The sequence below is a fragment of the Coleofasciculus sp. F4-SAH-05 genome, assembly GCF_040222985.1.
GTDB lineage: Bacteria > Cyanobacteriota > Cyanobacteriia > Cyanobacteriales > Coleofasciculaceae > Coleofasciculus > Coleofasciculus chthonoplastes.
In genome coordinates, this window is sequence record NZ_JAVKBY010000212.1 from 99,910 (window position 1) to 116,505 (window position 16,596).

Sequence of the window (16,596 nt, forward strand, 5' to 3'; positions counted from 1 at the left end):
TAATATGATCGTTGGTACAACTCAAGCGGCTCAACTTTTAAATATCTCTACGGCTCGACTGAGAGTCCTGTTGCTTGCGGGTCGAGTCGAAGGTGCTTACAAGACTGGGAAGATGTGGTTAATGCCTCTATTTAACGGCAAACCGATAATTAAGCCTGGTCAAAGAGGTCCGCAGCCTCGTTGGCGCAATCCCCGAAAGCCGGCGAAAACGATTATTCACGTTAACTCACAAAGAATTCGCTCCAATCAAAAAAACGACTCACGCCAGCCGGTGATTACGGTGAAGAAGTGGTGCGACAGAATACCGGGGATGGGAGCAAAGGAGCAGGGAGACCCAAGCGGCAAGACGAATGTCTATGGTCATGAGGTAGAAATACCGGGAGGATGCCGTGTGGTTTATCGTCCCGATCGTCCCAGATGTGGTGCCAAGGTTTGGATCGAAACCCTTTACGACGTCAGGGTGATTTCTTGGCAAAAAGACGGTTCGGGCTGATTTATACCAAGTCCCGTTCAAGATAGCAGATAGAGTCGATGGGGTGATATCAAGTCCGACTTTCTCACCTTAAGTTGACACGGGTGGGTATTGTTTTGAATTGCCCTACCCCTACAGATAACGCCAGCGCCGCCAATAAAACGTAAGTGTTTTCCGTTACATAGGTTACAGTTACTAACCCTATTCCAGCAAGTGTGAACAAAATTTATGTCCAAATCCTTATCCATTATCGGCTGGCGGGAACGAGTCGCCTTGCCGGATCTAGGAATTGCCCAGATTAAAGCTAAAATTGACACCGGGGCGCGTTCCTCCGCCTTACACGCTTTTGATGTCGAAACCTTCTCACGGGATGGCAAAACTATGGTTCGGTTTAAAGTCCATCCCGATCAACGCGATACCCATCGCACAGTTTCCACCGAAGCTGAACTGATTGACCAGCGACAGGTTCGCAATTCTGGGGGTCACGCCCAGTTACGACCTGTTATCCAAACTATGGTAGAACTAAACGGGGAGCGCTGGTTGATTGAACTTACCCTGACTAACCGGGATGTCATGGGATTCCGGATGCTGTTAGGGCGTCAAGCCGTCCGCAAACGCTTTTTAGTTGATGCGGGTCTGTCTTTTGTCCAAAGTTCAACCAGGAAGGGCAAAATTAAGCAAACGATTTAATAGTTTTTAGTTTGTATATGAAAATAGCTATCTTGTCCCAGGATGCTTCGTTGTATTCCACGCGACGCCTCAAGGAAGCGGGGGAAGCGCGGGGTCATGACATGCGGGTGATAAATTACCTGCGCTGTTATATGAATATTACGTCTCATAAGCCAAAGGTGGTGTATCAGGGGAAAGTTTTGGAAGAGTTGGATGCGATTATTCCTCGCATCGGTGCGTCTAAGACGTTTTATGGGACGGCTGTGGTGCGGCAATTTGAAGTGATGGGGGTGTTCGCGGCGAATGAATCCCAAGCCATTTCTCGTTCCCGCGATAAGTTACGCTGTCTTCAGATTCTCTCCCGTGAAGGTGTGGGACTTCCGGTGACTGGGTTTGCTAATTCCACTCAAGATATTGATGGGTTAATTGAAATTGTGGGCGGTGCGCCGCTGGTGATTAAATTGCTGGAAGGGACTCAAGGGATTGGTGTGGTTCTCGCGGAAACTCATCAAGCGGCGAAGTCGGTGATTGAAGCGTTTCGCGGTTTAGATGCCAATATATTGGTGCAGGAGTTTATTAAAGAAGCGGGGGGTATGGATATTCGCTGCTTTGTGATTGATAACAAAGTGGTGGCGTCGATGAAGCGACAAGGCGCACCGGGGGAATTTCGTTCCAATCTGCATCGGGGCGGTAATGCTGAACAAATTAAGTTAACTCCAGAGGAACGCAGTACGGCGGTACGGGCGGCGAAAGCGATGGGATTAAGGGTTGCGGGTGTGGATTTGTTGCGATCTAATCATGGTCCGGTGGTGATGGAAGTTAACTCTTCTCCTGGTTTAGAAGGGATTGAAAATGCTACAGGTGTGGATGTGGCGGGGAAAATTATTGAGTTTTTGCAGAAGAATGCAGCATCTGGCAAAACGCGCGATCGCATTCAGTATTAGTTTGTCCTTTGTCCTTCGTCATTCGTCCTTTGTTTGTTGTATGCAAAAGTTAGTCGGGGCGGGTTTAGTTAAAGAAAGGGTGAGGGAAGAAATGATAATCGTGAAACCCGCCCCTACACACAGACGCGCCATGGCGCGTCTCTACATTTAACTGTGAATCATGAAACTCTAACAATTGGTGGAATTCGTGTTGCGCCCGGAGAACGGAAGCGCACAGAAATTCCGGTTGCCCGTCTACCAACGCAAACGCTACTCTCGTTACCGATTACTGTGATTAATGGCGCGAATACTGGTCCACGACTGTGGATGAGTGCGGCGATTCATGGCGATGAAATTAATGGGGTGGAAATTATTCGTCAAGTCTTGGAACGGATTAATCCTTCTCAGCTTCATGGTGTCCTGATTGCGGTGCCAATTGTTAATGTTTTTGGCTTTATTGAACAATCCCGTTATTTGCCCGATCGCAGAGATTTAAATCGTTCGTTTCCTGGTTCCTCTCGTGGTTCTTTAGCCTCTCGGTTGGCGAATTTGTTTATGACAGAAATAGTGAGTCGCTGTACCCATGGGATTGATTTGCACACAGCGGCTCAACATCGCACGAATTTACCGCAAATCCGGGCGAATTTAGATGATCCAGAAACCTATTACTGTGCTAAAGCGTTTGCTGCACCCCTGCTGATGCATTCAACGGTGCGTGATGGATCGTTGCGCCAAGCCGCGACGAAGCGAGGTATCCCAATCCTCTTGTATGAGGGGGGTGAGGCGTTGCGGTTTGACCCGGATGCGATCGCAATTGGTGTCGAAGGCATCCTCCGAATGATGGTGGGGCTAAAGATGATTGAGTTGGCGTTCCCTGAGTCTTTACATCCATCATTAGAAGTTAAGCAAAGTAAGTGGGTACGAGCGCCCCGCAGTGGGATTTTGCGCCTTACTGTTAAGTTGGGTCAGCGAGTTGACAAAAAGCAAACTTTGTGTATTATTTCCGATGCCTTTGGTGAGAATAGCATTAAAGCGTATGCACCCTTTTATGGTTTAGTGATTGGTCACACGCAGAATCCGTTGGCGAATCAGGGGGATGGGATTTTGCATTTAGCGGTTTTGAGTGATTAGGGAACAGGGAATAGGCAACACCTCGACTTCGCTCAGTAACACGCTCGGTGCGTCATCGGCAATAAAAGATTACACAACTTATTTAACACCGTTATATTATAAATTGTTTTAGCGTTTTTTAGATTTTTGTTGCTAGAGGAAAAATCAAGCCAAACACTGGGATAAAATACAGTCTGTTTGTCACAAACAATTAACCTGATGAAATCTGCTCAGTGGTGCAAAATCTGCCTGTTGACTCTCTTAACTGGAACTGTAAGACTGGTAACAGCTGCTCCAGTGTTGGCTCAATCCATTATCGAAGCCACAGGCGTTAACGGTACAGGAACAACTGTCACCCAAGATGACAACCAGTTTGATATTAGAGGTGGCAGTTTGTCAAGGGATGGGACGAATTTATTCCACAGTTTCCAAGAGTTTGGTATTGATTCAGATCAAGTTGCTAATTTTCTGGCAACTCCGGAGCTGAGAAATATTCTGGGACGAGTGATTGGCGAAAATCCTTCCATTATTGACGGATTGATTCAGGTAACCGGGGGAACGGCAAACTTATATTTAATGAATCCAGCGGGAATTGTTTTTGGTGCTAATGCTCAACTCAATGTCCCGGCTAATTTTACGGCAACAACGGCGACAGGAATTGGATTTGGCAATGACTGGTTTAATGCATTGGGTGATAATAACTATCAGAACTTGGTCGGAGATCCCAGTCAATTTGCCTTTGACTTATCCCAACGGGGCATAATTATTAATGCGGGTGAATTGGCGGTTGCACCTGGACGGGATTTAGCCCTACTGGGTGGACAAGTGGTTAATACAGGAACGTTGACGGCATCCGGGGGAACAATTACCATCGCGGCTGTGCCGAATTCTCGTTTGGTGAAAATTTCCCAACCTGGGCAAGTGTTAAGTTTCGAGGTGGAGTTACCGAGGAATAATGAGGGGTTAGCGTTACCGACAAACCCTCTGGATTTAGCGACGTTGTTAACGGGTTCGGGGAATACGGTGGAAACTGGGGTGGAGGTAACCCCATCGGCAGAGATACAGACGGATTCTGGGGGAATTATACCGAATCAGGTTGGGGTTGCGATCGCGTCAGGAACTGTTGAGTCAGGTACAGGTCATATTTCGATTATCGGTAGAGGGGGAACTGAAGAAAATACGACCTCGGGTATTTCTGGTATCCACATTATTGATGATAGTCGAGTCGAAACGATTGGAGAAGGAACAATTACCTTAAACGGTACAGGGGGAAACGGCGGTAATTTTAGCCCAGATATTCTAGGAAATCGGGGCATATCGATTAAGAACGCTACTGTGTCTTCGCAAGATGGCATCATTCATCTGATCGGCACTGGGGGTTCTGGGGATAATGGTTTACATTATGGGGTTTCTATTGGTAGTCAGGGCGGAATTGTCCAGTCTACAGGAACAGGAACGATTATTATTGAGGGAACTGGAGGGAATGGAGGAGAAGGAACGTTACATGGTAGTCAAGGGATCAAAGTTGATTTAGGTGGTTTAGTTAGTACCAGAGAGGGGGATATTCAGTTTATTGGTGAGGGGGGAATTGGACCGGATCAATTTAACCATGGGGTTGAACTGTTTCGGGGTTCTATTGTTGAGGTAACTGGAAAGGGCAATATTACGATTGAGGGAACTGCTGGCGCGGGAATCACCGAAAATCACGGGATTAGAATTCAGGAAATAGATCCTAACCAGAGTAATCTTTCTCGAATTACGGCGAGGGATGGTGCGATTACTCTAATCGGAGTCGGTAAAGGAACAGGAGACAGTAACTATGGCATTGATTTAAGAGGCGGTGGTGTAGAAACAACCGCCGACGGACATCTAACGCTGGAGGGAATTGGTGCTAATGGTGCAGCAGGAATTAATGTGCAAGATGGTTTTATTCAAGCTAGCGGAACTGGAGAGAGTACAACCACCTTGATTGCTGATGAAATTCGGGTCGTTGATACTTCAGATATCCCGCAAACGCCACAAATCCAAGGAACTGGAACGGTGGTATTATCTCCCCTTGAGCCGACAGTCGATATAACCGTTGGAGATACAACCAATAGTAATAGTAATACCTGGAATCTGGATACGGAGAAACTGAATATATTCCAAGATGGATTTGAGCAACTGGTGATTGGTGGGGAAGATAATCAGGGTAAAATTACGTTGGCAGATGACATCACCTTTAAGATTCCGGTAATTTTGCGATCGCTAGTTGGTTCAGGGGCAATTGATACCACAGGTTTTACCCTGACTGGCACTCAAGATGCCACGATTACGCTGCAAGCGAATCAAAGCATTAAGACAGGTACAATTATTAATCCAGGTCGGGCGATTACTCTAACCAGCAACGGGTCAATTGATACTCGTAGCGGCATCCTCGATAGTCATGATCAAACTAACAATGGGGGAGCGATTAGTTTAAGCGCTGTTCAAGATATTACTACTGGTGATATTGATGCTAGTTCCGGTGGAAATGGTCAAGGCGCAACTATTACGTTAACCAGTCGTGATGGAGAAATTATCACTAATGATCTCAACAGTTCTGGATTCAGTGGCGGTGATATTTTAATTGATGCGGCGACTGCAATTACAACAGGAAAAATTAATAGTAGCGGAACTATCAGTAATGGCGGTAATGTTACCTTAGACCCCATTGGCGATATTCAAGTTACCTGGATCAACGCCCAAGGAGGAAATAGTGGTCAAGGCGGTCAAGTTGATAGTACTGCTGGTCAATTTTTCCGCGCTACGGGAACATTTATTGACCAGAATGGGATTAACGCCAGCATCTCTACGGCTGGGGGATTGGGTGGAGATTCTATTACGCTCAGACATGGTGGAGATGGTGTTATTCCCTTCATCGTGGGTGATGGGATAACCAATGGAACTAGGGGAACAATTACCAATGGCGATTTCACGATTTCCCCCACTCAATCTTTTCTATTTACTCAGAAGGTGGGCAATATTCAAATTATCAGCGTTGATTCTCCACCGATTCCGGTAACACCCCCGACTCCGGTTACAGAGTCTCCAATTCCGGTAACTCCACCAATTTTGCCTCCGGAGTTCATCACTTCCGAAACGAATCCTCCTATCAATCTCGTTAATTTAATCAAACCTGTCACTGAAGCCCCTTTCTATACCGACGAAGACGAACTCGAGGAACTCCCCCTAATTGAAATTGATGCCCAGGTTGCCCAATGGGAGGAATCATTAACTCGTGACTATGAAACCTATCTGGAACTCAAGGATATTTCCATTCTGACTTTAGCAGATGCCAGGGAAACTCTACATCGTATCGAACAAGCTACAGGGGCTAAACCTGCGCTTATTTATGCTGTATTTGTACCCACCACAATTGCCAGTCAAGACAGTAAATCTTCAGCCCAGGAGTCTCCCTCACGAAATAGTGATCAACTGGAAATTATCCTTGTCACCGCCAAGGGGCAACTCATACGCCACCCGATACCCGGTGCAACCCGCGAAAAGGTAATGGATACCGCTGACAAATTGCGTCGCACCGTTACTGATACTCACATCCCTCGTCCCTATCAACGTTATGCCCAACAGTTTTATCAATGGCTAATTGCACCCTTAGAGACAGAATTAAAGACGCAAGAGATTAATAATCTAGCCTTCATTATGGATCAGGGATTGCGTTCCCTACCCCTGGCAGTTTTGCATGATGGGGATAAATTTATAATTGAACACTATAGTATTGGTTTCATGCCTAGTCTTTCCCTCACCGATACCCGTTATCGAGATGTGAGAGATTTAAAGGTTTTAGCTATGGGTGCGTCCAAATTTACTGACCAAAACCCCTTACCGGCTGTCCCCACTGAATTATCCGCGATCGCGACTCAATTATGGCAAGGTGAATCCTTCTTGAATGAAACCTTTACTGCCGCTAATTTGAAAAGAGCGAGGGCATCTCAACCCTTTGGAATTATCCATTTAGCCACCCACGGCGAATTTAAATCAGGTCAACCCAGTTCTTCTTATATTCAGTTTTGGGATCGTAAACTCAGACTGAGTGATATCCGCGAATTAGGATTACATGACCCCAGTGCTGAACTGATGGTATTAAGTGCTTGTCGGACGGCTTTAGGGGATGAAGAAGCGGAGTTAGGATTTACCGGGTTAGCGGTACAAGCTGGGGTTAAATCTGCCCTAGGTAGTTTATGGTATGTCAGTGATGAAGGCACCTTAGGATTAATGACAGGTTTTTATGAACAATTACAGCAATCGCCACTCAAAGCAGAAGCATTACGACAGGCACAATTAGCCATGATTCGCGGACAAGTGCGATTAGAAGAGGGTTATTTGATTACACCCAATCATCGGATTGCCTTACCGCCAGAATTAGCTAATTTGCGAGAAAAGGAACTCACTCATCCTTATTATTGGAGTGCGTTTACTTTAGTTGGAAGTCCGTGGTAAGTGAATATAGCGCTACGCGAAGCGGGAATAGGCAATAGGGAACACTTCGACTTTGCTCAGTAACACGCTCGGTAACACGCTCGGTGTTTCATAGGCTTTCTTTGAAGAAAAACGCTTGCTAATCAACTGAAGTTTAGACTACGATGGTGATAATAGGACACGGCAATGCCGTGTCCCTACCACAGCTTAAGGATAATTAATTTAGTAGGGGCACGATACTATCGTGCCCTGATCTAGTTGGTTCTTCCGGACAAGCGTGTGCTAAACTAGCGGTTTCTTGGGGAGCATCCCATTTTGGAAACACCATTCCCCAAAGTTCGGACATTATTTGACATACAATTCAAACAAATGACGAATGACCAATGACCAATGACCAATGACCAATCATTTCACACAATTAAGCATTCGCACCGTCGCCGCCGCCGCATAATTCCGTTGGGCTTGGCTATTCGGATAAAAATCACTCCCCCTTTCATTTAACGGAGACGCCACTCGACAATAAGCAGACATTTGAGTAATCAGTGCATCTGCCCAATGACCCTGAATATCGCTAAACTGTAAAGCAGACTGATTCGCTGTCAGCGTCGGTGGCTGACCTTGCAGGGTTAAGGCAAACTCCGCCGCCCGTCGTTCCATTGCCATCAGTTCAGCACGAGTCACCGATTGTGTGGGTCGAAATTTTCCATCCGCATAACCACTAATGATGTTATTATCCCGCGCCCATTGAATTTTCGCCGCACTCCATCGGGAGGGATTAACATCAGGATAAGGGGCAAAGGTAACTTGAGCAGGAAGTTCTAGATTGGCGTTGGGAAGTTGATTCAGTGCCTCAAAAATAATCGAAACCAATTGTTCACGAGTTAAAGCCGCTTGCGGTCTAAATGTGTTATCTTCTCTAAATCCAGCAATAAATCCCATTGCCACGGCTTGCTGAATTTCATTGGCATAAATGTCATTGGCAACATCAGGAAAGGTTACCATTGGATTGCCAGTCCCTGAACCTGTGCCTGGGTTAGAACCTGGATTAGAACCTGTACCGGAACCTGTGCCTGGGTTAGAACCTGTACCGGAACCGCTACCTGTACCAATACTGCTTAAGGGTTGACTATTTGCCAGATAAATATGACCCAATGGTTTACCTTGATAGGAACGTCGGGCAAAGTCCCAACCGGGTTCTAAGACTATTTTGACAAACCCATTGGCTAATCCTTGGGTTTTACCGACTATAACCTCTGGGGCGCTGCGATCGCGGCTATTTGTTCCTATCAGTACCAATTCACCATTGCGTTCAACAATTCTTAGTAAATAATCTAAGCCCAAATCTTCACCCGCCATGCGGATTGAATAGCCATTGCTATCGGTGCTACGTCCGCAAATCCCACTAAAGTCAAAGTTTAATAATAAGGGATCAACGATAACAGGATTACTGCCACTTTCACTCCAACATTGCCGCGCATTGCTTTTTTGTTCGATAATCAACAGTTGATGGGAACTCTCGCCAAAAGGTGCAGCAACCGCAATAAATTTATTTTGCTCAACCGGAATTTGCTCAAATGTCGCCGCCACTGATTTATTCGCGATGACGCTAGATAGGGCGATCGTGGCTAGGGTGGCTACTTGTGTGAAAAATGCACGTTTTCTCATCTTGTCCGCTTCAATCCTTGTAGGTTTATAGTCCTTCAAAACTTTCCTCTGCACAACGTCTGTGATGACTCAGACATATAAAAGTTTCCCAGATTCCTCAGTTTTTAGCGTTTATTTAATATTTCTTAACAATCAATCCGATCCGGTGCATCCTTGTGAAACAACAGAAACTATCACAAGCTGAACCCCTATTCCTAGAACCGCTAAGCATGATCGGGGAAAACGTTTCACACTTACAGGTCACAGGATATGTTATTCAACTTTATCGGATGGAGTGGGGCATTGGGAATCATTACCCTACTGATATTTGGCATCCTGCAATGGTTGCATATCAGCGCCGGACATTTTCTGGATTGGGTGATTGGAGTTGCCAGTTTTTGGTGGCTATTGGTGGTTGTGACAGTTCCCTGGAATGTCCACTTTGAAGCCAAGTCTGTTTTAGTAGATGCGGCGCAATCGGCGGAAAAGGGGATGCAGATTGACACCAAACAGGTTAATTATGCTCAAGTGGTAGCAACGCGATCGCTCTGGGTGGCGATAGCTTTACATATTCTATCTGCCATTGGGCTTTACACGCTAGCGGCTATGGGGATTAGTGCGGTAGGTTATGTGAGTTCGGGTGCAGCATTGTTGTTAACCGCCTTACGCCCAGCAATCCGACTCTATGAGTATTTAGCTGCCCGTTTAGCGATGATTCGCCGGGAGTTTAAGTATCCTCGTGAGGATGTGTATCAACTACGCGATCGCGTCTCAAACTTAGAACAGGATATCAGACAGATCCAACCCCAACTCGATCCCGAAAATAAGCAGTCTTGGGTAGCGATGCAGAACCGTAACTGGGAAGAAACGCGCAAAGATGTCGCCCGTCTCCGCGCTTCTTTTGATCAACTCGAAGCCCAGAATGAGGCGGAACACAGGCGTCTAGCCCGGGAAGCCCAACAAGCGATCGCGCAATTAACCACAGATAGTCAATTCCTGGATCACATTCGCGAAATTATCCGGTTTTTCAAGACGGCATAATTTGTCTTATGTCTTATGTCATTTAGTTCAAATCAAAACAAAAAGAGGGCGGGTTTTGTTGATCAGTTGTGGATACACCCGTTCAGTAAACGGCTAAACCCGCCCCTACAATTAACCTTCCCTCACCATCCAAATTAGAAATCCCAGAATCTGATCAACTGGAGGTAACGGATAATCGGTTAGCGCAATCGTTACCGTTTGTCCCTCCAGCTTCAGAAACCGCCACTGCGTACCACTGGTTACACAGCCATACACGGTTGTAATCGAACGTTCCGCCGCCGCATTAAACCGTTGCGCCGCTACCATTTCCGCCACACATTGACCTAATCCCGTGCGAATATCTGCTTTCTTCGCTTCAGTCAGTATTACCACTGGGGCTTGAATAAAAAGTTGCTCAACGGAACGAGACAAAATAAAATCACAGATCCCATTTAAACCCACAGTGGAATCGACATCAAACTCTTCTCCTGAAAACAAGCTAACTTGAGAAAATAAAAGACGTTTTACTTCCCAGAGAATTGGGTAAATAATGCCCTCAGATCGCGCCTTTTCACTCCCTGTGGCTGTTAAAGGCAGACTCGTTTCTAGGAATTCCGTTAATGTGGGTGACGGTGTAATCGGAGCAACTTCGGGCAGAAATTGCGGAACCTCAACCAAGACGAGATTAAAATCTGCCACGGCTTTGGCAAGTGTAAACTGGCTGTAGGACATTAGGCTAAGAGATTAAGAAACAGGAAGGAACAGAAAGAAACAGCAAGGTATTGAGAATTACTCTAAAAAACGTTCTTTATCCATCATTCCTGATTGAGATTTCTCATCCAAACCCAAGGGGATCTCGATCACAAATTCTGTTCCTTTTCCCAGTTGACTATTCACCTGTAATTGACCTTTGTGCTTTTCTACAATAATCTGATAACTAATAGCCAAACCTAACCCTGTTCCTGAACCCACAGGCTTGGTCGTAAAAAAAGGATCAAAGACTTGGCGTTTGACCTGATCATTCATCCCTAAACCATTATCGGCAATTTTAATAACCACATTGGTATTGTCTTTAATTTCCGTACAAATCCAAATCGTTGGCGGACTCGATTCAAACCCATTCTTGCCTATTCCCCATTTCTCTTTCTGCTGATCAATGGCTTCAATGGCATTGGTGATAATATACGTAAACACTTGGTTGAGCTGACCCCCATAACAGCCAATTTTAGGCAGATCGATATACTCTTTAATCACTCGAATAGCTGGTCGGTCTGACTTAGATTTAAGACAGTGCTGTAACAAAAATAGTGTATTATTAATTCCTTGATGAATATCCGTTAATTTAAAATCGGATTCATCCAAATGAGCAAAACTCCGCAACAACAGAATAATCTGACATATTCGTTCCGCTCCCACTTGCATTGAGTTGAGAATTTTGGGTAAATCTGACTGCAAAAAATCCAGGTCAATGGCTTCAGTTTCTGCAACAATTTCGGGGAGGGGATTGTTGTAGGTGCGTTGATAAGAATGAAGTAAGTGTAAGAGTTCTTCCAGATAATTTTTTGTAATTGAGGCATTACTGTAGATAAAATTCAACGGATTATTAATCTCGTGGGCGATTCCGGCAACCATCCGACCCAAACTTGACATTTTTTCAGATTGGATAAGTTGAAGTTGGGTTTGTTGTAATTTTTTTAATGCCTGCTCAAGTTCTAAGGATCTTTGCCGTTCCTTCTCTTGTGAATGCAATAGTTTTTGATTTTGGTCAATGAGTCGCTTTTGCAGATTTCTCAAGGCAAGATGGGTTTGGACGCGACACAATACTTCTTCCGGTTGTAGGGGTTTGGTGATATAATCAACCGCACCAATTTTAAAGCCTTGGACTTTATCGACAGTATCGGAGAGTGCGGTCATAAAAATTACGGGAATATCTTGAGTTGATGGATCAGATTTTAGGCATTTACAGGTTGTAAATCCATCCAATCCCGGCATCATTACATCTAATAAAATCAGATCCGGCTGGGCATAGTGCACTTGTTCAATCGCACTTTCTCCATCTAAAGCGACTAAGACTTTAAAGTCAGATTTAGTTAAATACTCAAAGAGAAACCCTAAATTGGTGGGGTTATCATCGACAATAAGCAGTTTACTTTTATCCGGAACTTGAATGGTCATAAGCAATGATCAATGATGAAACAAGCAAACAATTCAGACATATAGTGATTCATGAACTATCAACCATCAACAAGATAATCTTGAATCAGTTCCCGCAGTTGTTTCAATCGAAACCCTCTCGCTAACTGACAAATTTGGCTGGTTAAGGGTTCAAATTGCGAATTTTGTTGGGCTAGAGATTCAGCGCGTTCGATAATGCCTTGGATATCCCCCATTTTAACTAAATCAGCTAATGCTGTAATTTCTGATGAGGGTAGGGAAATAATCGGCGTCTGGGTTAGAGTAGTCGCCTCAGTTGGGGAGGGGAATTGAGGTTGGGAATAAATCCATTCTAGTTCTAAATGGTGCGCGATCGCGTCGAGAAGTTGCTGGGTTTCCACAGGCTTGGCGAGAAAACCCCGACACCCGGCGGCGAGACTCTCCTGCTGAATCTGGGGGTAGACACTTGCAGAAAGCGCGATCGCGACGATATCCCTATCCTGGAGTTGGGGTAACTTTAGCATTCGGCGCGTGGTTTCCAATCCATCTATCCCTGGCATCACTAAGTCAATTAAAATCAGATCAGGATAAAACTCGACAACCTTGTGCAAACAATCTGGACCATCAACCGCCTCTAAGATTTCAAACCCTACAGGCTTTAGCATCGCCCGCAATAGAGCACGATTAACTCTATTATCATCCACAATCATTAATTTCCGTTTGTCCCCTTTGAAACCTGTAATCCGGCGTTGGGTAGATGGATTGGGTTCCTGCCATCCTGATACTAAGGGTAAATTAATATCAAACCAGAATACACTTCCTTTACCGGGAATACTCTTCACCTTAATTTCACTCCCCATCAGTTGAATTAATTTCTGGCTAATCGCCAATCCTAGTCCCGTTCCTTCAGTCGCATGGCTATGAGCGCTGACTTGATGGAAGGGTAAAAAGATTTGGGCTAATTGACTTGGCTCAATACCCACACCTGTATCTTTAATTTGAAAGCGAAGTTTTGCTGATGGTTGATGGTTGATTCTTAACCCTTCGCTTGGATCAAGATCAGGGTTTGTAGGGGCGGGTTTAGGGACTTGATTTTGACTATTGATGGTAACGTTTGTACAAAACCCGCCCTGACTAATTTTTGCTTCGAGGGTATGATTTGTAGAGACAGATTTTACATGGGTTCGATTAACAACACTCACCCTAAATGTCACATCACCCCGCTCCGTAAACTTAATCGCATTACTGAGTAAATTACACAGAACCTGTCGCAGTCGTTTGTTATCCGCCATCACCCCATTCGGAAGTGGCGAAAGCACTTGATAGGTAAAGATAATATCTTTTTGTTGGGCACGTAACTGAAACAAATCAGCAAGACTATGGAGAAAGTTCGGCAAGTGAAACTCTGTGGGATAGAGTTCCATCTTTTGCGCTTCAATCTTAGCTAAGTCGAGAATGTCATTAATTAACGTGAGCAGGTGTTCACCACATTGGTGAATGATGGTCAAATTATGGTGCTGTTGGTTAGTTAAGGTTGTGTCTTGTCTGAGCAGTTGAGCATACCCTAAAATACCATTTAACGGCGTGCGGAGTTCATGACTCATATTGGTCAAGAATTCGCTTTTGGCACGGTTAGCAATTTCGCTGCGTTTGGCTTCTCGAACGGCTAATTCTGTCGCTTTCTGGAGGGCTTCTTCGGCTTGCTTGCGTTCGGTAATATCTAAATAGGCAACAACCACACCGGAATCGCGTAAGGGAATGGGTGAAGCTGTGGCACTGATCCAAGTGATTTTTCCATCTGGCTTAACGATTCCCGATTCATGGTTTTTGATAACTTTGTTTTCGGTTAACGCTCTAACATTGGCAAATTCTGCTTGTGGCATCACCGTACCATCCGGTCGGATAACTTTCAAGTTGGGCGAAACATATTTGGTATGAATTCGGTCAGAAACCGATAGCCCAAAAATTTTCTCACTCGCCGCATTCGCTTCAATCAGATTCCCCTGTTTATCGGTGATTGAAATGCCAATGGGTAAGATTTGAAACAGGGTTTTATATTTTTGTTGGCTTTCCCGTAATGCCTTTTCCATGCGCTTGCGATCGCTAACGTCAATGTAGGCAATGGCAACGCCGTAATCGGGGAGAGGAATGGGGGCGGCGGTGACGCTAATCCAAGTGATTTTATCCTTGGCTTTGACGATTCCCATTTCCATGTTTTCAATGACTCGGTTTTCGGTTAAAGCGCGAACACTGGCAAATTCAGAGGCTGGCATGGGAGTACCATCGAGTCGAATAATGGGCAAATTGGGAGCATCATAAGTACGACTGGTGTGTTCTTGGCGGGATAGTCCTAAAATTTCCTGACTGGCTTCATTGGCTTCAATAATATTTCCCCCTTGATCAGCAATAGAAATACCAATCGGAAAGATTTGAAACAGGGTTTTATATTTCTGCTGACTTTCTCGCAATACCTCTTCCATTTGTTTGCGATCATTGATATCCTCACAAACGATGGCAATATATCGGGGTGAACCATCATCATGTTTAATTACCGATACCGTGATCCGACCCCAAACACAAGCCCCATCTTGGCGCAGATAGCGTTTATCGATGGTGTAGTTTGTGCGTTTTCCGCACACGATTGAATCAAATAAGTCGGTATCCAGAGATAAGTCTTCTGGGTGAGTCAACCGAGAAAAATGCATCCCGATAATTTCATCGGGGGAGTAGCCTAGGAACCGACAATTGGCTTCGTTTGCTGTCAGAATATACCCGTCGAGATCCAGCAGGGCAATTCCCACCGAGACATTCTCAAAAATAGACCGGAATCGTTCTTCACTCTCTCGTAGAGTTTTTTCAGCCTGTTGGCGATCGCGAATTTCTCGTTTGAGTTTTTCATTGGCTTGCTGTAAGGCTTCAGTGCGTTCTTTCACCCGTTGTTCCAATTCAGCATTCAAGCTTAATATTTTGGTTTCAGCTAATTTTATCGTGGTAATATCGGTGGCGACGCCTAAAATTTGTTGGGGTTTGCCATCGGGAGTTTTGGTAAACACTGTATCTCGGCTATAAAGCCAGCACCATTCCCCATTTGCACGACGCATTCGGTATTCGGTTTCGATAATTTCTCGCTCTGAAGCTGTCGCCAAGCGTTCCATTCGTGCCGATACGTTGGCTAAATCGTCCGGGTGCATCAGTTGCGTAAACAGGGTGTCTCCCATGGCTTGGACTGCTTCCGGAGAATACCCCAAAATATCAGTAATGGTGCGATTACTATAGATATTCCGTTGTTCGATGATATCGTAAATATAAACAATAGCGGAAATGGATTGACTAATTTGTTCAATGACATACTGCGATTGCCGCAATGCCTTTTCCGCTTGCTGACGTTCGGTTACATCTCGAAAAATTAATAGATGATGATCTGGCAACATATTGGCGATGCCTTCTAATTCTACATCTCGTTGAGTCCCATCGGAACGCCACAGACAAAAGTTATGGGTGATTCGCCCTTGGGCGAGAAAGGGGCGCCAGTGATGAATACTAATCGGTGTAGTCTCCTTGATATGGCGATGCAGCAGTTGATCGTGAGATAATTTAAATAACTCACAAGCTGTCCGATTTGCCTTGAGTACTTTTCCCCGACTGTCGGTAATAACCATGGCATCGAGGGAGTCATTGAAGATGGCTAGAAATGCACAAGCATCAGAATCCCCCTTTTGTTCCTGAAATGGGCATGAAGTCGGGTTTGCGGGTTGGGTTGGGCTGGGGTTGCTAGCCGAGTAATGGATAACCATACTGTATTCTTGCTTTCGCGTGACGTTTGCCCCAACCCGTTATTCCGCCATTGATGCGGCAGATCCTGGGTTGGGGCATACTACTATCTACAGTGCGATCGCGATCGAATCCCTATTTTGACACCCCGGTTTGACACTGTGACCCCTGATCCGCCTGATTGCGTATCACAAAAATAAATTAAATAGCTTTTATTTAATACTCTTTTAATAATCTTGTCCGATTCACCACAGTCAGGAAACTCTAAACTTTTGAAACAGATTTTTATCCTCAGAATTTCCTCAGATTTCGGTTTTAGTCTAGAGATAAAGCAGAGTTGTCATAGATTGTATCACACCCTACAGTCTCGTCAAA

The 16,596-nt window shown here is 45.0% G+C and carries 10 protein-coding genes; 6 read left to right on the forward strand and 4 right to left on the reverse strand.

Features of this window, described 5'->3' with window-relative positions; translation table 11 throughout:
- The first annotated feature begins 4 nt into the window (after positions 1-4).
- The 5 genes from RIG27_RS25885 (at position 5) to RIG27_RS25905 (ending at position 7,653) form a co-directional block, all read left to right on the forward strand.
- Entirely contained in the window at positions 5-493 is a 489-nt protein-coding gene (locus RIG27_RS25885) for a DNA-binding protein (RefSeq protein ID WP_446349992.1), read from the forward strand.
- Positions 494-700: 207 nt separating this feature from the next.
- Entirely contained in the window at positions 701-1,162 is a 462-nt protein-coding gene (locus tag RIG27_RS25890) for an ATP-dependent zinc protease family protein (RefSeq protein ID WP_446349994.1), read from the forward strand.
- 17 nt (positions 1,163-1,179) lie between these two features.
- Positions 1,180-2,085, forward strand: coding sequence for a 30S ribosomal protein S6--L-glutamate ligase (rimK, locus tag RIG27_RS25895; protein ID WP_446340273.1), 906 nt, complete (start codon positions 1,180-1,182; stop codon positions 2,083-2,085).
- Positions 2,086-2,238: 153 nt separating this feature from the next.
- On the forward strand, positions 2,239-3,195 hold the full coding sequence (locus RIG27_RS25900; RefSeq protein WP_446349996.1) for a succinylglutamate desuccinylase/aspartoacylase family protein: 957 nt from the start codon (positions 2,239-2,241) through the stop codon (positions 3,193-3,195).
- Positions 3,196-3,393: 198 nt separating this feature from the next.
- A complete protein-coding gene (locus RIG27_RS25905) occupies positions 3,394-7,653 on the forward strand; it encodes a CHAT domain-containing protein (protein WP_446349998.1) in 4,260 nt (1,419 codons plus the stop codon).
- A 384-nt stretch (positions 7,654-8,037) separates the two neighbouring features.
- Here RIG27_RS25905 and RIG27_RS25910 read toward each other — a convergent pair whose 3' ends face one another.
- Entirely contained in the window at positions 8,038-9,297 is a 1,260-nt protein-coding gene (locus tag RIG27_RS25910) for a DUF3747 domain-containing protein (RefSeq protein ID WP_446350000.1), read from the reverse strand.
- Between the two features lie 249 nt (positions 9,298-9,546).
- Here RIG27_RS25910 and RIG27_RS25915 point away from each other — a divergent pair, with 249 nt between their 5' ends.
- Positions 9,547-10,317, forward strand: a complete 771-nt coding sequence (locus RIG27_RS25915) for a hypothetical protein (protein WP_446350002.1) — start codon at positions 9,547-9,549, stop codon at positions 10,315-10,317.
- A 111-nt stretch (positions 10,318-10,428) separates the two neighbouring features.
- Here the strand turns inward: RIG27_RS25915 and RIG27_RS25920 are convergent, their stop codons facing one another.
- The 3 genes from RIG27_RS25920 to RIG27_RS25930 are packed head-to-tail and all read right to left on the reverse strand — an operon-like array spanning position 10,429 to position 16,244.
- Entirely contained in the window at positions 10,429-11,028 is a 600-nt protein-coding gene (locus tag RIG27_RS25920) for a hypothetical protein (protein WP_446350004.1), read from the reverse strand.
- Between the two features lie 57 nt (positions 11,029-11,085).
- Positions 11,086-12,471: a hybrid sensor histidine kinase/response regulator gene (locus RIG27_RS25925; protein ID WP_446350006.1), complete on the reverse strand. Its 1,386-nt coding sequence runs from the start codon at positions 12,469-12,471 to the stop codon at positions 11,086-11,088.
- Between the two features lie 59 nt (positions 12,472-12,530).
- The gene (locus RIG27_RS25930; RefSeq protein WP_446350008.1) at positions 12,531-16,244 is read right to left on the reverse strand and encodes a PAS domain S-box protein; all 3,714 of its coding nucleotides are present in this window, start codon (positions 16,242-16,244) and stop codon (positions 12,531-12,533) included.
- Between the last annotated feature and the right edge of the window lie 352 nt (positions 16,245-16,596).

Excerpts from the sequence above, each read along its gene's own strand:
- RIG27_RS25905 (WP_446349998.1), top strand. The coding sequence starts at position 3,394 with ATGAAATCTGCTCAGTGGTGCAAAATCTGCCTGTTGACTCTCTTAACT.
- RIG27_RS25910 (WP_446350000.1), bottom strand. The coding sequence starts at position 9,297 with ATGAGAAAACGTGCATTTTTCACACAAGTAGCCACCCTAGCCACGATC.
- RIG27_RS25885 (WP_446349992.1), top strand. The coding sequence starts at position 5 with ATGATCGTTGGTACAACTCAAGCGGCTCAACTTTTAAATATCTCTACG.
- RIG27_RS25930 (WP_446350008.1), bottom strand. The coding sequence starts at position 16,244 with ATGGTTATCCATTACTCGGCTAGCAACCCCAGCCCAACCCAACCCGCA.
- RIG27_RS25920 (WP_446350004.1), bottom strand. The coding sequence starts at position 11,028 with ATGTCCTACAGCCAGTTTACACTTGCCAAAGCCGTGGCAGATTTTAAT.
- RIG27_RS25925 (WP_446350006.1), bottom strand. The coding sequence starts at position 12,471 with ATGACCATTCAAGTTCCGGATAAAAGTAAACTGCTTATTGTCGATGAT.
- RIG27_RS25890 (WP_446349994.1), top strand. The coding sequence starts at position 701 with ATGTCCAAATCCTTATCCATTATCGGCTGGCGGGAACGAGTCGCCTTG.
- rimK (WP_446340273.1), top strand. The coding sequence starts at position 1,180 with ATGAAAATAGCTATCTTGTCCCAGGATGCTTCGTTGTATTCCACGCGA.
- RIG27_RS25915 (WP_446350002.1), top strand. The coding sequence starts at position 9,547 with ATGTTATTCAACTTTATCGGATGGAGTGGGGCATTGGGAATCATTACC.